The following is a 14,612-nucleotide window of genomic DNA, read 5'->3' on the forward strand; positions in this document are numbered from 1 at the left end:
CTCGGGCAGCGCGCGGTCAGTGCAGATTGGGCTGGGCGCCGGCGCCCTTTTCGTCGATCAGGCGCCCGGTGGCGAAGCGATCGAGCCGATAGGCGCTCGCGACCGGGTGCGGCTCTCCCGTCGCGATCAGATGCGCGAAGCAGAAGCCGGAGGCCGGCGTCGCCTTGAAGCCGCCATAGCACCAGCCGGAATTGAGATAGAGCCCCTCGATCGGCGTCAGGTCGATGATCGGCGAGCCGTCCATCGACATGTCCATCACGCCGCCCCAATGGCGCAGCATCCGCACCCGGCCGAGCCCCGGCCAGAGCGCCATGGCCGATTCCATCACGTCCTCGATCACCGGCAGATTGCCGCGCTGGGCGTAGGAGTTGTAGCCGTCGATGTCCCCGCCGAAGACCAGCCCGCCCTTGTCGGACTGGCTGATGTAGAAATGCCCGGCGCCGAAGGTGACGACGCCGTCGATCAGCGGCTTCAGCCCCTCCGAGACGAAGGCCTGGAGGACATGGGTCTCGATCGGCAGGCGCAGGCCCGCCATCGCGGCCACCCGCGACGAATTGCCGGCGACGGCCATGGCGATCTTCTTCGCCCGGATCGGTCCCCGCGATGTCTCGACGCCGACGGCCCGCCCGCCGGCCATGGTGATGCCGGTGACCTCGCAGTTCTGGATCATGTCGACGCCGCGGCTGTCGGCGGCCCGTGCATAGCCCCAGGCGACGGCGTCATGCCGGGCCGAGCCGCCGCGGCGCTGCAGGAGCCCGCCCCGGATCGGGAAGCGGGCGTTGTCGTAGTCGAGATAGGGCAGCATCGCCCTTACCTGCTCGCTGCCGAGCAGTTCGGCATCGACCCCGGCGAGCCGCATCGCATTGCCGCGCCGGGCGAAGGCATCCCGCTGCGCGTCGGAATGAAAGAGGTTCAGGACACCGCGCTGGCTGACCATGGCGTTGTAGTTCAGGTCCTGCTCCAGCCCTTCCCAAAGCTTCATCGAGAGCTCGTAGAAGGGCGTGTTGCCGGGCAGCAGGTAATTCGAGCGGATGATCGTGGTGTTGCGGCCGACATTGCCGGAGCCGAGATAGCCCTTCTCCAGCACCGCGACATTGGTGATGCCGTGCCGGCTGGCGAGGTAATGCGCCGTCGCCAGGCCATGCCCGCCGCCGCCGATGATGACGACGTCGTATTCGTGCTTGGGCGCGGGATCGCGCCAGGCCGGGGTCCAGCCCTTGTGACCCTGAAGGGCCTGGGCGAGCAGCGAGAAGACGGAATAGCGCATCGAGGGGTCCGGGCGGTCTTGTCATCCGGAGATTGACCGACATAGGCTCCGCGACATGCTCGATAGCGACATCCGATTGCCCGTTAGCGACGACAGCGCACCGACCCATGTCGGCTTCCTGCTGATCCCGGATTTCGCGCTGCTGCCCTATGCCTCGGCGATCGAGCCGTTGCGTGCGGCCAACCGGCTCTCCGGCCATTCGCTCTACCGCTGGAGCCACATCTCGATCGACGGAACGCCCGCCCCGGCCTCGAACGGCGTCGCCATCGCACCGGACGCCAATATCGGTGCCGAGCTTCGGCTCGACTATCTTTTCGTCTGCGCCGGAGGAAATCCGGCGCTCTTCCATCATCAGCCGACCTTCTCCTGGCTCCGGCAGCAGGCTAGGCGCGGCGTGCGGATCGGCGGCGTTTCGGGGGGGCCCTATCTGCTGGCGCGGGCCAATCTGCTGAGCGGCTACCGGTTCACCATCCACTGGGAGCACGCGGCCGCGTTCCTGGAAGAATACCCCGACCTCGATCTGCGCCGCTCGCTTTACGAAATCGACCGCGACCGGCTGACCTGCAGCGGCGGCACCGCCCCGCTCGACATGATGCATGCCGTGATCGCCCGCGAGCATGGCAGCGACCTCGCTTTGGCCGTCAGCGAATGGTTCCTGCAAACCCAGGTCCGGGAGGGCGCAGACCCCCAGCGCATGAAGCTGCGCGAGCGGCTCGGTATCGCGCATGCTCCGCTGCTGCGGGTCATCGGCCGCATGGAGCAGACGATCGAGAACCCCGAGCCCCGCGAAGCCCTCGCCCGGCTCGCCAATGTCTCGCTGCGCCAGCTCGAGCGCCTGTTCCGGCAACATCTCGGCCGTTCTCTCGGCGAGCACTACCTGGGGCTGCGCCTCGACCGCGCGCGCGACCTGCTGCGGCAGACCAGCCTTTCCGTCCTGGAAATCGCGCTCGCCTGCGGCTTCGCCAGCGCCAGCCATTTCTCCCGCAGCTATAGCGGGCGCTTCGGCCATCCGCCACGATCCGAGAGACTGCCGCAGCACCCCATCGCTCGACGCTGAATGTCAAGAAAGCGTCGCATGGGGTCAATTCCACGCATCGATCCACCGGAAGTCTAGGGCTTCAAAAAAAGACAGGGGATCGCGACCGATGAAACGTTTGACCGCTCTGGCGCTCGCTGTAGCCGCCACGCTCGCCGCCATGCCCGCCCTCGCGCAGGACACGCTCGCCAAGATCAAGGAGAAGGGCGTCCTCACCGTCGGCGTCAAGAACGACTACAAGCCCTGGGGCTTCCTCGATCCGTCGGGCAAGATCGTCGGCCTCGAGATCGATCTCGCGCAGGAGGTCGCGGACAAGCTCGGCGTCAAGCTCGAGATGGTCCCCGTCATCGCCGCCAACCGCATCGAGTTCCTGCGCCAGGGCCGCATCGACATGATCCTGGCGACGCTCGGCGACACGGCCGAGCGTCGCAAGCAGATCGGCATGATCGAGCCGAACTATTATGCCGGCGCCACCAATGTGCTCGCGCCCAAGAGCGCGGGGCTGAAGAAGTGGGAAGACCTCAAGGGCCGCAAGGTCTGCGCCGTGCAGGGCGCCTATTACAACCGCCGGGTCTCGCAGATGTATTCCCCGGACCTCGTCGTGTTCCCCTCGGTGCCGGACGGGCTCAACGCCCTGCAGGGCAACAACTGCGTCGCCTTCCTCTTCGACGACACGCTGATCGTCTCGACGCTGTCGAGCGGCGATCCGAAATGGGCCAATTACGAGATGCCGCTGACCTCCGAGGACCCGCAGCTCTGGGCGATCGGCGTGCGCCTCGACGATCTCGACGGCGGCTTCGGCAAGCTGCTCAAGGACATGTCGGTCGAGTGGCACAAGAGCGGCAAGCTGCTCGCGCTCGAGAGCAAATGGGGCATCAAGCAGAGCCCGTACCTGATCGAGACCAACAAGAAGCTGAAGGGCGGCGCGTAACCTCGGGCGTCATTCTCGGCTTGCGCCTGAGAATCTCATGACCAGAGGGCTCTGGTTTCCGAGATGGTCGGGTCAAGCCCGACCATGACGCACCAAGGCCGCCCGAGGTTTCGGACATGATCGCCGCCTTCTTCGAGCGCCTGAACGATGTTCATGGCCTCAATTTCTCGATCTTCTACGACACTTTCGACCGCTCCCGCTTCCTGACCGGGTTGTGGACCACGAGCTATATCTGCGTCGTGTCCATCCTGGCCTCGCTCGCGATCGGACTTGTCGGTGTCTGGGTCGCCGGCAGCCATTCGCGGCTCGGTCGGCTTCTGGTGCGGGCTTACGTCCAGTTCTTCCGCAACACGCCGCCGCTGGTGCAGCTCTCCTTCTTCTACTTCGCCGTCGGCGGCCTGCTGCCCACCGTGTCGGACGGTTTCGGCGGGCAGTCCCCCTTCGTCAGCGGCACCGGCTGGGCGATCATCGCCTTCTCGCTCTTCGCCGGAGCGTTCAACGTGGAGATCTTCCGCGCCGGGATCGAAGCGGTGCCCGAGACCATGGTCGAGGCGGCAGAATCGCTCGGCTACACGCGCTTCCAGCTCTGGCGCCAGATCGTGCTGCCGCTGGCCTTCCGCATCTGCCTGCCGGCGCTGAACAACAACCTCGTCAACCTCGTGAAGACCACCACCCTCGCCTACGCGATCGGCGTGCCGGAACTGCTCTATGCGGCCTCACAGATCTGGTCCGAGGTCTTCAACGTCCGCGAGATGATGAACGTGCTGCTGGTGACCTATGTGCTGCTGGTCGCGGTGCTGGTCTGGGTGATGCATCGCTGGGAGAAGGCCATGCGCATTCCGGGCTACATGCCATGAAGACCGGCGCCACCGACCTCCCCGTCCTGAAACCGTTTCGCGCAGTGCCGATCGCATCGAGCGGGCTCGCCGCGCCGGCGATCCTGAGCTTCGGTGTCGTCGCCAGCATCGCCCTGCTCTTCGCCGCCTCGCTGGCTGTCGCCCAGGCCACCGGGCCGGCCCCCCGCGACGGCGCGTTCACGATCCTGCTGCGCTGGGCGCCGCTGATCTTCCAGGGCTTCCTGTTCAATCTGCTGATCAGCTTCCTCTCGATGGCGCTGGGCACGGCTGTCGGCGTGCTGTTCGGCATCGGGCAGGTCTCGCCCTCGGCGGCTCTGCGCAAGCCCGCCTGGGCCGCGACGCAGTTCTTCCGCAACGCGCCCTGGCTCGTCCTGCTGTTCTACGCGATGTTCCTGCTGCCCTTCGAGATCAGGCTCGGCCCGTTCACCATCGCCTTTCCGGCCTGGGTCAAGGCGATCATCGGGCTCGCGCTGCCGGTCGCGGCCAATGTCTCCGAGATCGTGCGCGGCGGCATCCGCTCGATTCCCTCCGGCCAATGGGAATCGGCCGAGGCGCTCGCCTTCACGCGGCGTCAGACGATGTGGATGATCATCCTGCCGCAGGCCTTCAAGCGGATGATTCCGCCCTGGATGAACCTCTACGCCATCCTGACCATGGCCACGACACTGATCTCGGTCGTCGGCATCCAGGACGGGCTGACGGTGACGCGCGCCGCGCTCGTCGCCGAGAGCCGGCCCGATCTGATGCTGCCGATGTACCTGCTGCTTCTGCTGATGTTCTTCGCCTATTGCTACCCGATCGCCCGGCTCACCATGGCGATCGAGCGCCGCTTCAACGTGAAGGGATGACCATGGCTGCCAAGCATGAACTCGGCGAGCCGGTCGTCGTGGTCGAGGGCGTCGAAAAAGCCTTCGGCGCCTTCCCGGTGCTGAAGGACGTCAGCCTGACCATCCGCCGCGGCGAGACCGTCTGCATCATCGGCCCCTCGGGCTCGGGCAAGTCGACGCTGCTGCGCTGCATCAACGCGCTGGTGCCGATCAGCAAGGGCTCGATCACGGTCGCCGGCCGGCAGGTCAACGACCCCGCGCTCGACAAGCTGGCGCTGCGCCGCGATGTCGGCATCGTCTTCCAGCAGTACAATCTCTTCCCGCACAAGAGCGCGCTGCAGAACGTGATGATGGCGCCGGTCCATGTGCTGAAGCAGGACCGCGCCGAGGTCGAGGAGCGGGCCAGGCGCCTGCTCGCCAAGGTCGGCCTCTCGCACAAGCACGACGCCTATCCGGGCGAGCTCTCGGGCGGGCAGCAGCAGCGCGTCGCCATCGCCCGCTCGCTGGCGATGAACCCGAAGGTCATGCTGTTCGACGAAGTCACCGCCGCGCTCGACCCCGAGACCAAGAAGGAAGTGCTCGTCACCATCCGCGATCTCGCTGCGGAGGGCATGACCTGCATCCTCGTCACCCATGAGATGGGCTTCGCCCGCGAGGTCGCCGACCATGTCTATTTCACCGATGGCGGCGTGATCGTCGAGCACGCGCCGCCGGCCGAATTCTTCGGTGCGCCGCGCGAGACGCGCACCCGTGCCTTCCTTGAACAGGTTCTGTGACGCGCCATGCCGTCTCCGGGCGGGCCGATATCGCATTTTGGCCAGCCGCCACAGGCCATCGACCCAGGAATGAACGGCGTCATTCGAGAGGGGTACCCATGAACATCCCGGCCTCAGATCCCAAATCCGTCACCGGCAAGCCCCTGACCATCGACGAAAATGTCGATGTCCTCGTCGTCGGCGCCGGTCCGGCCGGCCTCGAAGCCGCGATCGGGGCGGCTGCGCGCGGGTTGGGCGTGCTGCTGGTCGACGAGAACCCCATCCCGTTCAAGACGATGGGCGATGAGGTGCCGCTGCATTTCGGGCAGGGCATGGCGGCCAGCGCCCGCAATCGCAACGCCATGATGGAGGCATTCGTGGCCTCCGAACCGCGGATCGCGGAGGCTTTCGAGGCCGGCATTGACCTGCGCCTCGGCACCGCCTGCTGGGGGCTCTACGCCAATGGCCCAGCTCTCGGCTGGATGCCCGGCCTCGTCGCGGGCCTGGCCGATGAGGAGCGCAGCTTTCTCGTCCAGGCGCGGCACATCATCCTCGCCTGCGGTCGGCGCGACATGGGTCTCGGCTTCCCCGGCTGGGAGAAGCCGGGGGTGATGGGCGCCACCGCCGCGCTTGCTCTGGCCACGCGCTACGGCGCGCTCGGTCCGCGCAAGCTCGTCGTTCTTGGCTCGAGCACGGAGGCGCTGACCACGGCGCTCGCCTTGCGGGAGGCCGGCGCCAGCATTGCGGCGGTCATCGAGCAGGCCGCGGAGATCATTGGCGATGTGGCGCTGCTGGCGGGACTGCGCGAGAGCGGAACCGAGATCCTGACCCGCCATGTCGTGCGCGAGGCAGCCGGCCGCGACGGTGTCGAGGCGGCATTGCTCGCAAAGCTCGACGAGGCCGGAAAGCCTTCGGCCGAGGAACGCAGCCTCGCCTGCGACGGCATCGTGCTCGCCGTCGGCACGACCGCGGTCATCGACCTGCTCGATGCCGCTGGCGGCAAGGTCGCGTTCCAGGCCGAGCGCGGTGGCTACGCACCGGTGCTCGATGCGGACCAGCGCACCAGCTTCGCCAACGTCTATGCGGTCGGCGACTGTGCCGGCATCTGGGCCGCGAAGACCCGCGACCGCGCCATCGCCGAGGCGGAAGCCGCGCGCGCCGTCGCCGCGCTCGCCGAGGAGGCGATCACAGCAACAGCCTCGCAACCGCCGGCGCCGGAATACGATATCAGCGCCTATCGCCTGGCCTGGGTGCGCGCGAGCGTGATCGAGGCCCGCGCGGAGTTTCATGTCTGCCAATGCGAGGAGGTGACGGCCCGCGAGATTCTCGAGGTCCGGCCGCCGCGTTATCTGGACTGGCAGAACGAGCGCCGCAATGATCGTTCGCTCGCGGCGCTGCTCGGCGACGGCCCGCCCAATCCCGACCAGGTCAAGCGCCTGACACGCGCCGGCATGGGCCCCTGCCAGGGTCGCCGCTGCCGCGAGCAGGTCGCGGCCCTGCTGGCGCTGGGCGCCGCGCAACCACTCTCGGCGATCCCCCTTGCCGGCTACCGGGCTCCGACTCGCCCGATGCCGTTGTCCATGACGCTATCCGTCCCGGAAGCGCCCGAGCAGGCCGAGCATTGGGACACCTGGTTCGGCATGCATGCGCAGTGGCGACCGTTCTGGGAGGTGCCGGAACGCTACACCGTCGCGGGCAATGACGCGACCGGCCCCGTCGCGAGCGAGTGAGAGCCATGATGAACGAGATCAAGGGAGCTTCGGTCGTCATCGTCGGCGGCGGCGTCACCGGCCTCTCCGCCGGCTGGTGGCTGGCGCGCGATGGCGTCGATGTGCTGGTGCTGGAGAAGGGCCTGATCGGCTGGGAGGCTTCCGGCCGCAATGGCGGCGGCTGCTCGCACCACCACTCGCCGCTCTTTGCCGAGGAGCAGCGGCTCTGGCCGATCCTGGACGAGATGCTCGGCTATCCCACGGAGTTCCGGGGCGAGCGCATCCGCCTCGCCTCCAGCGAACACCAGATGGCGCTTTACGGCCGCGCCTTGCGCAATGCCGAGCGGCAGGGTTTCCAATCCGAGGTGCTCGACGTCAGGCAGGCCAAGGAAATGGTGCCGCTGGCGGGCGACACCATCGTCGGCGGCTACCACTACAAATTCGGCGGCCATGCCAACCCGCACCGCACGTTGCAGGGCTATGCCTGGGCGATGCAGGATCATGGCGGGCGTCTCCTGCAGCACACGACCGTCACCGGCTTCCGCAGCGAAGGCGGGCGCGTGACCGCCGTCGAGACCGATTGCGGCGTCATCGGCTGCGACAGCCTCGTGCTCGCCGCCGGCCCGCAGACCGGGCGGCTCTCGGCGATGCTCGGGCAGGAGGTGCCGGTGCAGTCGGCCCGCTGCGAGATGATCGTGACCGAGCCCTTGCCGCTGATGCCGCTCGGCGGTGTCGATGGCTGCGGCCTCTACGGGCGCCAGACGCTCCGCGGCAACCTCGCCTATGGCGGCGGCCCGCATGAATGGCTCGCACTCGCCGAGCAAGGCACGCCTGCCAAGCCGACCACGCCGCTGATGCTGCATATGGGCAAGCGCCTCGCCGAGCTTCTGCCCAAGGCGGCTCATGCCCGGATCATCCGTTCCTGGGCCGGCGTCATCGAGAACACGCCCGATGGCCGCCCCGTCATTGACCGGCTGGATTCGCAGGCGAATGTCGTGGTCGCGACATTGTCGAGCGTCGGGTTCGGCCTGTCACCGGCGAGCGGCCACGCCATCCGCGATCTGGTCGTCGACGGCGAATGCGGCTTCGCCGACATTTCGAGCTTCAAGCTGTCGCGCTTCGCCGCGCTGGAGCCCAACTGGCGCGAATTGCAGGGCTGGCAGGTGACGGCGGCAGCGGAAGTTCTGGCTGCGTGAGACAGTGCTGGCCGGAACCTCAAGCGATTGTCGGGAGGTTATCGCCGCCGTTCGTCATGAGAGCCTGCGGTCGTGGATGTCGTCGATCCTGTCGAGAGCGGCACGATGCTCGACGAGCAGTTCCTGAAGGGGCCCCATCGCCCTGAAGGCATGCAGGTCCTGCTCTTCCTCACCCTGTTGCTGCCAGGCCAGGATAGCGGCCTCGGCCAGGGCGACCTGCTCCTCGGAAAGGCCGTCGCGGGTCGATTCGCCGCGCTCCAGCGCGAGGCGCTCGCCGATCTGGCGGCGCAACTCCTGCTCATAGGCGACGATCGCTGCGAGCTCGTCCGTATAGCGAGCCATTGCGGGCCTCAATGCACCGTCGCGATGTCGTCCTCGTCGGGATCGATCAGCTTGGCCAGGCCGAGCTGGCGGACCCCGTCCATGAACTCGGCGAAGGCTTCGGCATCGGTGGCGAAGCTGTCCTGCCAGACCGTCGAGCCGCCCTCGGCATCGACCAGTTCGAGCGTCCAGCCCTCGGTCCCCTCGAGGCGATAGATCTCGACCTGCACGGTGATGCCATCATGCGTGATGGTCTGCGAGAGAGGCGAGCGGATGATCCCGGGAAAGTCGGCCATTCCTCAAAATAGCGCATCGTGATCGTCAGGAAACCCCCTAGCCTTGACGATGAACAACCATCCGCGCGCATTGCAGGACCTGTGTCGCTCAAAGCCGGATCGGTGACGTCCGGCACTGGACGCGAGCCGCGAAGCTGCGGGAGAATAATCACGCGGCTCGATGAAAAAACCGGGCACCGACGATGCCGGCGGTGCATGATCGTATCGTGCGGAACATGATCGTTCCGATGCAGGAAGCTATGGAGCCCCCCATGCCTGAGAATGCGACGCAGCAGGATCTGGATGCCCGGATCGCCATCGCCCGGCGCAACATTGCCGAATTGACCGAGCAGGCCACCGGCGCAGCCGGCGCTGCAGTGGAGGAAACCATCGCCAACCGGATCGCCGAGCAGCAGGATCTGCTCAACGAACTCCTGAAGCGACGCGAGGCTCTCGGGTAGAGCCTGCCTGCCGGCGCCAGTCCGCAGGCGCCGGCCTATTCTTCACTCCTCCTTGTCGCGCGAGGGCGCGGCCTCGTCGCTCTGCTCGAGCGGCTCGCCGGGAATCACATAGCTGCCCTTGAGCCAGCGGCCGAGGTCGATATCGGCGCAGCGCGGCGAGCAGAAGGGGCGATAGCGTTCCACTGCCGGCTTGCCGCAGATCGGGCACGGCCGTTCGGCCGGCGGCTTCTTCTCGGTTTCAGCCATATTTAAGCGTAATGCCTCCGTCGACGACGAGCTCGATGCCCGTGACATAGCGCGCCTCGTCGCTGGCAAGGAAGAGCGCGGCGTTGGCAACGTCCCAGGCCTCGCCCATATGGCCCATCGGCACCTGCGCCGCGCGGGCAGCCCACATCGCCTCGATATCGCCGTCGCCATAGGCCTGCGCCAGCCCGGCGGAATGCTCGACCATCGGGGTCTTCATCAGCCCCGGCAGGATGGCGTTCACCCGGATTTTCTGTGGAGCATATTGCGCCGCCGTGGTGCGGGTGAGCTGGTTGAGACCGGCCTTGGTGGTGGAATAGCTCGCATAGGGCACGCCGGTGTGGCGGATCGAGGCGATGGAGGAGATGTTGATGATCGAGCCGCCCTCGCCGGTCTCCTCGAACTGGCGCAGCATCACCGGAATCACATGCTTCATCGCCAGGAAGGCCCCGGTGAGGTTGACGCGGAAGACGCGCTCCCAGGTCTCCTCGGGCAGATCGACGACGCTGCCGACCTCGGCGATGCCGACATTGTTGTCGAGGATGTCGATGCGGCCATAGCGGCCGAGCGCGCGGCCGACGAGATCGGCGACCTGGTCCGCCCTGGTGACGTCGGCCTGCACGGCGAAGGCCTGGCCGCCCTCGTTCTGGATGATGGCAGCGGTCTCCTCGGCGGCGTCGCGGTTGATGTCGGCGCAGATCACCTTGGCGCCCTCGCGGGCGAAAACCGTCGCGGTCGCCTTGCCGTTGCCCCAGCCCGGCCCGATCGACCCGGCCCCGGCCACGATCGCGACCTTGCCCCTGAGACGCCCCGTCATCGCTGCCTCCCGAAGGGTCCGCCCTGTTGGGACGGACCGATGCGACATTGTCGCGCGCCTTGTCAGGCTGGCGCGCTGCGGGCGGGAGGATCGGGGCAATGGAGACGAGAGGCAACCCCCGCGAGCCGCGGAGATCAGGCCGCGTTCATCCAGCCGAAGCGGATCGGGAAGCCCTCGCCGCCCAGCAGGTTCACCGTCTCGTAGAGCGGCAGGCCGACCACACCGGTATAGGAGCCGACGAGCTTGATGACGAAGGAGCCGGCAATGCCCTGGATGGCATAGCCGCCCGCCTTGCCGCGCCATTCGCCGGAGGCGAGATAATGCTCGATATCCTCGGTCGACAGACGCTTGAAGCGCAGCCGCGTCTCGACGATCCGGTCCCGAATCGCGCCCGAGGGCGTGACCAGCGCCACGCCGGTATAGACGCGGTGGGCACGGCCCGAGAGCAGGCGCAGGCAGGCGGCGGCCTCGTCGACGATCTCGGCCTTGGGCAGGATGCGCCGGCCGACGGCGACGACGGTGTCGGCCGCGACGATGTAGCAGCCTTCGAGGTCGGCGCGCGCCTTTGCGCCCTCCCGCGCGGCTTCCGCCTTCTCGCGGGCGAGGCGGCGGGCGAGATCGCGCGGACGCTCGGACTTGTGGGGCGTCTCGTCGAGATCGGCCGGCAGCAGCGCGTCGGGCTTAAGGCCGGCCTGTTCGAGCAAAGCGAGCCGCCGGGGCGAGGCCGAGGCCAGCACCAGCATCGGCCGCCAGCCAGGTTGTTTGGGCGGGGAAAAGAAACTCAAGGGCGGCTCGGCCACATTCCGGTTTGCAGGACGGTCGGATGACGATGACGATCGGATGTCTCAGGCTTTAGAGTATTTCGGCGCGCTAATAAATCCGAAACCCTTGCGGCGATGCGCCGGCGGGTGGGTCGTCGTTTGCGCGCCATCCGCGATCTGCACAGATAACGGGCTGGACAGCTGGTATACCAGCCATTGCCAAGCGCCTCCGGCCGCGCCACACTACGCGCCCTTCATCGATGCTCCACCGCCTCTCGGCCCTATTCTCCGGAGTTCGCCTCATGCCAACATCGCGCAAGCCATTGCGCCCCGCCGCCCCGGCTGGGGTGGAGGCGCAGGCGCTCGCCACGCGCGTCCTGGCGATGCAGGCCGAGGCCGGGCTCACCATCGCCATGCGGATGCCGATCCTGATGAAGGGCGCTCTCGGCGATTCGTCGGGCCAGCGCGAGGCGACGAAGGCCGTGGTCGAGAAAGTGTCGGCGGTGGTGGAAAGCAGCTTCGCCGCGAGCTGCGCCGCCACGATGTTCTGGTGGGGCCTGGCGCTGAACCCGCTGGCGCAGATCGATCTGAGCGAGGCCGCTGCCAAGGTGGCGAACAGCACGCTCGAGCCTTTCGCCCGCCGCACCCGCGCCAACGCGGCCCGGCTGACCGGCCGGCGTCGTTAGAGCTATCAGCCTAGCAGATACTATCCATCAGGCGGCGCTTTCCGGCGTCTCCTCCGGCAGGGTCGCTGATGCGGCATGCTCGCGCTCGAGCTTGCGGTACCGGGCGACGCTGAGCGGGATCAGCGCGAGATAGGCCACCACCACCAGCGTCAGCACCTCGAAGGTGTAGGCGAAGAGCAGCCCCGCGACCACCACGACCGCGACGAAGATCGGCAGCACCATGTCGCGCGGAATGCGCGCGCCCAGCGTCTTGCCCGCATAGCAGGGGATGCGCGAGATCGTCAGGAAGGCGATGAAGAGGATGTAGAGCCCGACGAAGGGCGCGCCGTATTCCTGCACCGGCACGCCGATCGCCTGCAGATAGACCGGCAGCATGGCGGTGATGGCGCCGGCCGGGGCCGGCATGCCGACGAAGAAGTTCTTCTGCCAGTCGGGCCGGTTGGGATCGTCGATCATCACGTTGAAGCGCGCGAGCCTGAGCGCCATGGCGCAGGCCAGCGTCAGCACGATGATCCAGCCGAAGGATTTCAGGTCGTGCAGGACGAAGATCCACAGCACATAGCCGGTGGCGACGCCGAAATTCACGAAATCCGAGAGCGAATCGAGCTCGGCGCCGAAGCGGGAGGTGCCCTTGAGCATGCGCGCGAGACGGCCGTCGATGCCGTCGAGCGCCGCCGCGATCAGGATGCAGATCGTCGCGGTCTCGAGCTTGCCCTCGACCACGAGGCGCATCGCCGTCAGGCCGAGGCAGAGCGCCAGCAGCGTGACGAGGTTCGGCGCGATCAGCCGGAACGGGATCGATTTGAAACGCGCGCGCTTCGGCTCGAGGCGCTCGGGCTCGAAGGGAGGAAAGAGGTCGCTCATGCGAGCCGAAATACGCGGTTTTGCAGGCGGAAGCTAGGCGGGGAGATAACGGCATCAACGGCGTCATGCTCGGGCCTGACCCGAGCATCTCGAACCGACGGAGCTCTGGAGTCTCCTGATCCCTTACCGCCTGGAGATTCCCGGGTCCCCCTGCGGGCGCCCGAGAATGACGCGATTCACTGCCGGTCAGATTCCGCGGAACGTCCGCAGGATGGCCTCGTTGCCGGAAAGATCGGCCAGCACGGTCTCGCCGGCGATCGCCGTCTGCCCCTCGCCGACCAGCGGCACGACATGGGCAGGCAGATAGACGTCGACGCGCGAGCCGAAGCGGATGAGGCCGAAGCGCTCGCCGGTCGCCAGCACGTCGCCTTCCTTGACGAAGGGCACGATCCGCCGCGCGATCAATCCGGCGATCTGGACGACGGCGATGGTGCCGGCCTGCGTCTCGATCGCCAGCGCGTTGCGCTCGTTGTCATCGCTCGCCTTGTCGAGCTCGGCATTCAGGAAGAGGCCGGGCGTATAGGCCATCTTCAGGAGGCGGCCGGGCACGGGGCTGCGATTCACATGGCAGTCGAAGACGTTCATGAAGATCGAGACGCGGGTCATCGGCTCGGCCGGCAGGTCGAGTTCCGGCGGCGGCAGGGCCGTGGCGATCTGGCTGACGCGGCCGTCGGCCGGCGAAATCACCAGCCCTTCCCGCTGCGGCGTGATGCGGACGGGATCGCGGAAGAAATAGCAGATCCAGACGGTGATGATCGCGCCGATCCAGCCGAAGGGCGACCAGAGATTGGCGAGGATGATGGTCGCCACCAGCCCGATCGCGATGAAGACATAGCCCTCCTTGTGGATGGGCACGATCACCTTGCGGACGGAATCGACGAGGGACATGGAGAGTTCCGCTGTTCTTGGCGGCGCGAGGCACGCGGGAATGGGCTTGCCGCAGCGCTGGAAAGCCAGCGCGGGCGCTGCGCTGATTTAGGGCCTTCCCGCCGCGAGGGAAAGAGCGGAAGGCCGCGGCGCTCCGGCGCGGGCCCCTTCATCCCCGGAAAGACGAAATGCCGGGCGGCCCGGCATTCAATGCGCGGGGTGCCAGACCTGGTTGAAGCGCCGCGCCGCCTGCCAGGTCAGCCAGGCGAAGACGACGAGCAGGATGCCCTGCGCGATGGCGAAGGGCGGCTCGGAGCCGGTCGGAGCGAGCGCATGCAGCGCCGGCAGCTTGAGGAAGAGCTGAGCGACCAGGACGAACATCAGAAGATAGAAGGCGAGCACGGCCGTGATCGCATAGATCCGCCGCCACGCTCCTTCGAGCATCTTCGCGTAAAGCGCGACGCCCGCCACGACGATCAGCACCAGCGAGATCGCGCCGACGATATGCGACGGGAGGATGCCGCTGACCGGAAAGGCGAAGCCCGTCGCGCTCGTGGCAAAGGCGGTCGAGAGGAAGATTCCGGTCCAGCCGGGTTTGGTGTGGCCCTTCAACAACCCCGCCGTCACCGGGAAGCCGGCGACGATGGCGATCAGGCTCAACCAGGTATGAAAGCCAACCAGTGTCGTCGGATCGAACATGACAGCCCCCAAGCCGCTCGATGCTGCTTCCCGAGGCGCA

18 protein-coding genes are annotated in these 14,612 nt (G+C 67.2%); 9 read left to right on the forward strand and 9 right to left on the reverse strand.

What is annotated here, in order from left to right:
• Positions 1 to 16: 16 nt before the first annotated feature.
• A complete protein-coding gene (locus GGC47_RS00700) occupies positions 17 to 1,267 on the reverse strand; it encodes a sarcosine oxidase subunit beta family protein (protein ID WP_113253233.1) in 1,251 nt (416 codons plus the stop codon).
• Positions 1,268 to 1,322: 55 nt separating this feature from the next.
• Between GGC47_RS00700 and GGC47_RS00705 the strand changes: the two genes are divergently transcribed.
• From GGC47_RS00705 to GGC47_RS00735, 7 genes are all read left to right on the forward strand, one after another.
• Positions 1,323 to 2,324, forward strand: a complete 1,002-nt coding sequence (locus GGC47_RS00705) for a GlxA family transcriptional regulator (RefSeq protein WP_142020436.1) — start codon at positions 1,323 to 1,325, stop codon at positions 2,322 to 2,324.
• A gap of 88 nt (positions 2,325 to 2,412) precedes the next feature.
• On the forward strand, positions 2,413 to 3,234 hold the full coding sequence (locus tag GGC47_RS00710; protein ID WP_142020435.1) for a transporter substrate-binding domain-containing protein: 822 nt from the start codon (positions 2,413 to 2,415) through the stop codon (positions 3,232 to 3,234).
• A gap of 116 nt (positions 3,235 to 3,350) precedes the next feature.
• On the forward strand, positions 3,351 to 4,091 hold the full coding sequence (locus GGC47_RS00715) for an amino acid ABC transporter permease (protein WP_113253230.1): 741 nt from the start codon (positions 3,351 to 3,353) through the stop codon (positions 4,089 to 4,091).
• Positions 4,088 to 4,939, forward strand: coding sequence for an amino acid ABC transporter permease (locus GGC47_RS00720; protein WP_142020434.1), 852 nt, complete (start codon positions 4,088 to 4,090; stop codon positions 4,937 to 4,939). Before GGC47_RS00715 ends, GGC47_RS00720 begins: the two co-directional genes overlap by 4 nt.
• 2 nt (positions 4,940 to 4,941) lie before the next feature.
• Positions 4,942 to 5,694: an amino acid ABC transporter ATP-binding protein gene (locus GGC47_RS00725; protein ID WP_038361875.1), complete on the forward strand. Its 753-nt coding sequence runs from the start codon at positions 4,942 to 4,944 to the stop codon at positions 5,692 to 5,694.
• A gap of 98 nt (positions 5,695 to 5,792) precedes the next feature.
• Positions 5,793 to 7,403 carry an FAD-dependent oxidoreductase gene (locus GGC47_RS00730; RefSeq protein WP_142020433.1) on the forward strand — a complete coding sequence of 537 codons (1,611 nt, stop codon included), beginning with the start codon at positions 5,793 to 5,795 and terminating at the stop codon, positions 7,401 to 7,403.
• Between the two features lie 8 nt (positions 7,404 to 7,411).
• Positions 7,412 to 8,578 carry an NAD(P)/FAD-dependent oxidoreductase gene (locus GGC47_RS00735; RefSeq protein ID WP_112764216.1) on the forward strand — a complete coding sequence of 389 codons (1,167 nt, stop codon included), beginning with the start codon at positions 7,412 to 7,414 and terminating at the stop codon, positions 8,576 to 8,578.
• Between the two features lie 54 nt (positions 8,579 to 8,632).
• Here GGC47_RS00735 and GGC47_RS00740 read toward each other — a convergent pair whose 3' ends face one another.
• Positions 8,633 to 8,920 (reverse strand): hypothetical protein, encoded by a 288-nt coding sequence (locus GGC47_RS00740; RefSeq protein ID WP_133561678.1) that lies wholly within the window; start codon positions 8,918 to 8,920, stop codon positions 8,633 to 8,635.
• A gap of 8 nt (positions 8,921 to 8,928) precedes the next feature.
• Entirely contained in the window at positions 8,929 to 9,195 is a 267-nt protein-coding gene (locus GGC47_RS00745) for a hypothetical protein (protein ID WP_038361865.1), read from the reverse strand.
• Between the two features lie 251 nt (positions 9,196 to 9,446).
• Between GGC47_RS00745 and GGC47_RS00750 the strand changes: the two genes are divergently transcribed.
• On the forward strand, positions 9,447 to 9,635 hold the full coding sequence (locus GGC47_RS00750) for a hypothetical protein (protein WP_038362563.1): 189 nt from the start codon (positions 9,447 to 9,449) through the stop codon (positions 9,633 to 9,635).
• A 42-nt stretch (positions 9,636 to 9,677) separates the two neighbouring features.
• Here GGC47_RS00750 and yacG read toward each other — a convergent pair whose 3' ends face one another.
• The 3 genes from yacG to GGC47_RS00765 form a co-directional block, all read right to left on the reverse strand.
• The gene (gene yacG, locus GGC47_RS00755) at positions 9,678 to 9,881 is read right to left on the reverse strand and encodes a DNA gyrase inhibitor YacG (RefSeq protein WP_038361863.1); all 204 of its coding nucleotides are present in this window, start codon (positions 9,879 to 9,881) and stop codon (positions 9,678 to 9,680) included.
• Complete coding sequence (locus GGC47_RS00760; RefSeq protein WP_133561680.1) at positions 9,874 to 10,695, reverse strand: SDR family NAD(P)-dependent oxidoreductase; 822 nt, start codon at positions 10,693 to 10,695, stop codon at positions 9,874 to 9,876. Before GGC47_RS00760 ends, yacG begins: the two co-directional genes overlap by 8 nt.
• A 134-nt stretch (positions 10,696 to 10,829) precedes the next feature.
• On the reverse strand, positions 10,830 to 11,438 hold the full coding sequence (locus GGC47_RS00765; protein WP_112764098.1) for a Maf-like protein: 609 nt from the start codon (positions 11,436 to 11,438) through the stop codon (positions 10,830 to 10,832).
• 320 nt (positions 11,439 to 11,758) lie between these two features.
• Between GGC47_RS00765 and GGC47_RS00770 the strand changes: the two genes are divergently transcribed.
• Complete coding sequence (locus tag GGC47_RS00770) at positions 11,759 to 12,142, forward strand: hypothetical protein (protein ID WP_133561682.1); 384 nt, start codon at positions 11,759 to 11,761, stop codon at positions 12,140 to 12,142.
• Between the two features lie 27 nt (positions 12,143 to 12,169).
• Here the strand turns inward: GGC47_RS00770 and GGC47_RS00775 are convergent, their stop codons facing one another.
• The 3 genes from GGC47_RS00775 to GGC47_RS00785 all read right to left on the reverse strand — a co-directional run bounded on the left by GGC47_RS00775 (position 12,170) and on the right by GGC47_RS00785 (position 14,572).
• Entirely contained in the window at positions 12,170 to 13,006 is an 837-nt protein-coding gene (locus GGC47_RS00775; RefSeq protein ID WP_038361838.1) for a CDP-alcohol phosphatidyltransferase family protein, read from the reverse strand.
• Positions 13,007 to 13,192: 186 nt separating this feature from the next.
• Entirely contained in the window at positions 13,193 to 13,894 is a 702-nt protein-coding gene (locus GGC47_RS00780) for a phosphatidylserine decarboxylase (RefSeq protein WP_133561684.1), read from the reverse strand.
• Positions 13,895 to 14,080: 186 nt separating this feature from the next.
• Complete coding sequence (locus GGC47_RS00785; RefSeq protein ID WP_038361833.1) at positions 14,081 to 14,572, reverse strand: hypothetical protein; 492 nt, start codon at positions 14,570 to 14,572, stop codon at positions 14,081 to 14,083.
• Between the last annotated feature and the right edge of the window lie 40 nt (positions 14,573 to 14,612).

The sequence above is a fragment of the Allobosea sp. OAE752 genome (genome assembly GCF_050433265.1).
Taxonomy (GTDB): domain Bacteria; phylum Pseudomonadota; class Alphaproteobacteria; order Rhizobiales; family Beijerinckiaceae; genus Allobosea; species Allobosea spartocytisi.

Coding starts and splice junctions, on each gene's coding strand:
- GGC47_RS00725 (WP_038361875.1), top strand. CDS start 4,942: ATGGCTGCCAAGCATGAACTCGGCGAGCCGGTCGTCGTGGTCGAGGGC.
- GGC47_RS00760 (WP_133561680.1), bottom strand. CDS start 10,695: ATGACGGGGCGTCTCAGGGGCAAGGTCGCGATCGTGGCCGGGGCCGGG.
- GGC47_RS00750 (WP_038362563.1), top strand. CDS start 9,447: ATGCCTGAGAATGCGACGCAGCAGGATCTGGATGCCCGGATCGCCATC.
- GGC47_RS00710 (WP_142020435.1), top strand. CDS start 2,413: ATGAAACGTTTGACCGCTCTGGCGCTCGCTGTAGCCGCCACGCTCGCC.
- yacG (WP_038361863.1), bottom strand. CDS start 9,881: ATGGCTGAAACCGAGAAGAAGCCGCCGGCCGAACGGCCGTGCCCGATC.
- GGC47_RS00740 (WP_133561678.1), bottom strand. CDS start 8,920: ATGGCTCGCTATACGGACGAGCTCGCAGCGATCGTCGCCTATGAGCAG.
- GGC47_RS00730 (WP_142020433.1), top strand. CDS start 5,793: ATGAACATCCCGGCCTCAGATCCCAAATCCGTCACCGGCAAGCCCCTG.
- GGC47_RS00745 (WP_038361865.1), bottom strand. CDS start 9,195: ATGGCCGACTTTCCCGGGATCATCCGCTCGCCTCTCTCGCAGACCATC.
- GGC47_RS00735 (WP_112764216.1), top strand. CDS start 7,412: ATGAACGAGATCAAGGGAGCTTCGGTCGTCATCGTCGGCGGCGGCGTC.
- GGC47_RS00700 (WP_113253233.1), bottom strand. CDS start 1,267: ATGCGCTATTCCGTCTTCTCGCTGCTCGCCCAGGCCCTTCAGGGTCAC.
- GGC47_RS00715 (WP_113253230.1), top strand. CDS start 3,351: ATGATCGCCGCCTTCTTCGAGCGCCTGAACGATGTTCATGGCCTCAAT.
- GGC47_RS00705 (WP_142020436.1), top strand. CDS start 1,323: ATGCTCGATAGCGACATCCGATTGCCCGTTAGCGACGACAGCGCACCG.
- GGC47_RS00785 (WP_038361833.1), bottom strand. CDS start 14,572: ATGTTCGATCCGACGACACTGGTTGGCTTTCATACCTGGTTGAGCCTG.
- GGC47_RS00775 (WP_038361838.1), bottom strand. CDS start 13,006: ATGAGCGACCTCTTTCCTCCCTTCGAGCCCGAGCGCCTCGAGCCGAAG.
- GGC47_RS00770 (WP_133561682.1), top strand. CDS start 11,759: ATGCCAACATCGCGCAAGCCATTGCGCCCCGCCGCCCCGGCTGGGGTG.
- GGC47_RS00720 (WP_142020434.1), top strand. CDS start 4,088: ATGAAGACCGGCGCCACCGACCTCCCCGTCCTGAAACCGTTTCGCGCA.
- GGC47_RS00765 (WP_112764098.1), bottom strand. CDS start 11,438: ATGCTGGTGCTGGCCTCGGCCTCGCCCCGGCGGCTCGCTTTGCTCGAA.
- GGC47_RS00780 (WP_133561684.1), bottom strand. CDS start 13,894: ATGTCCCTCGTCGATTCCGTCCGCAAGGTGATCGTGCCCATCCACAAG.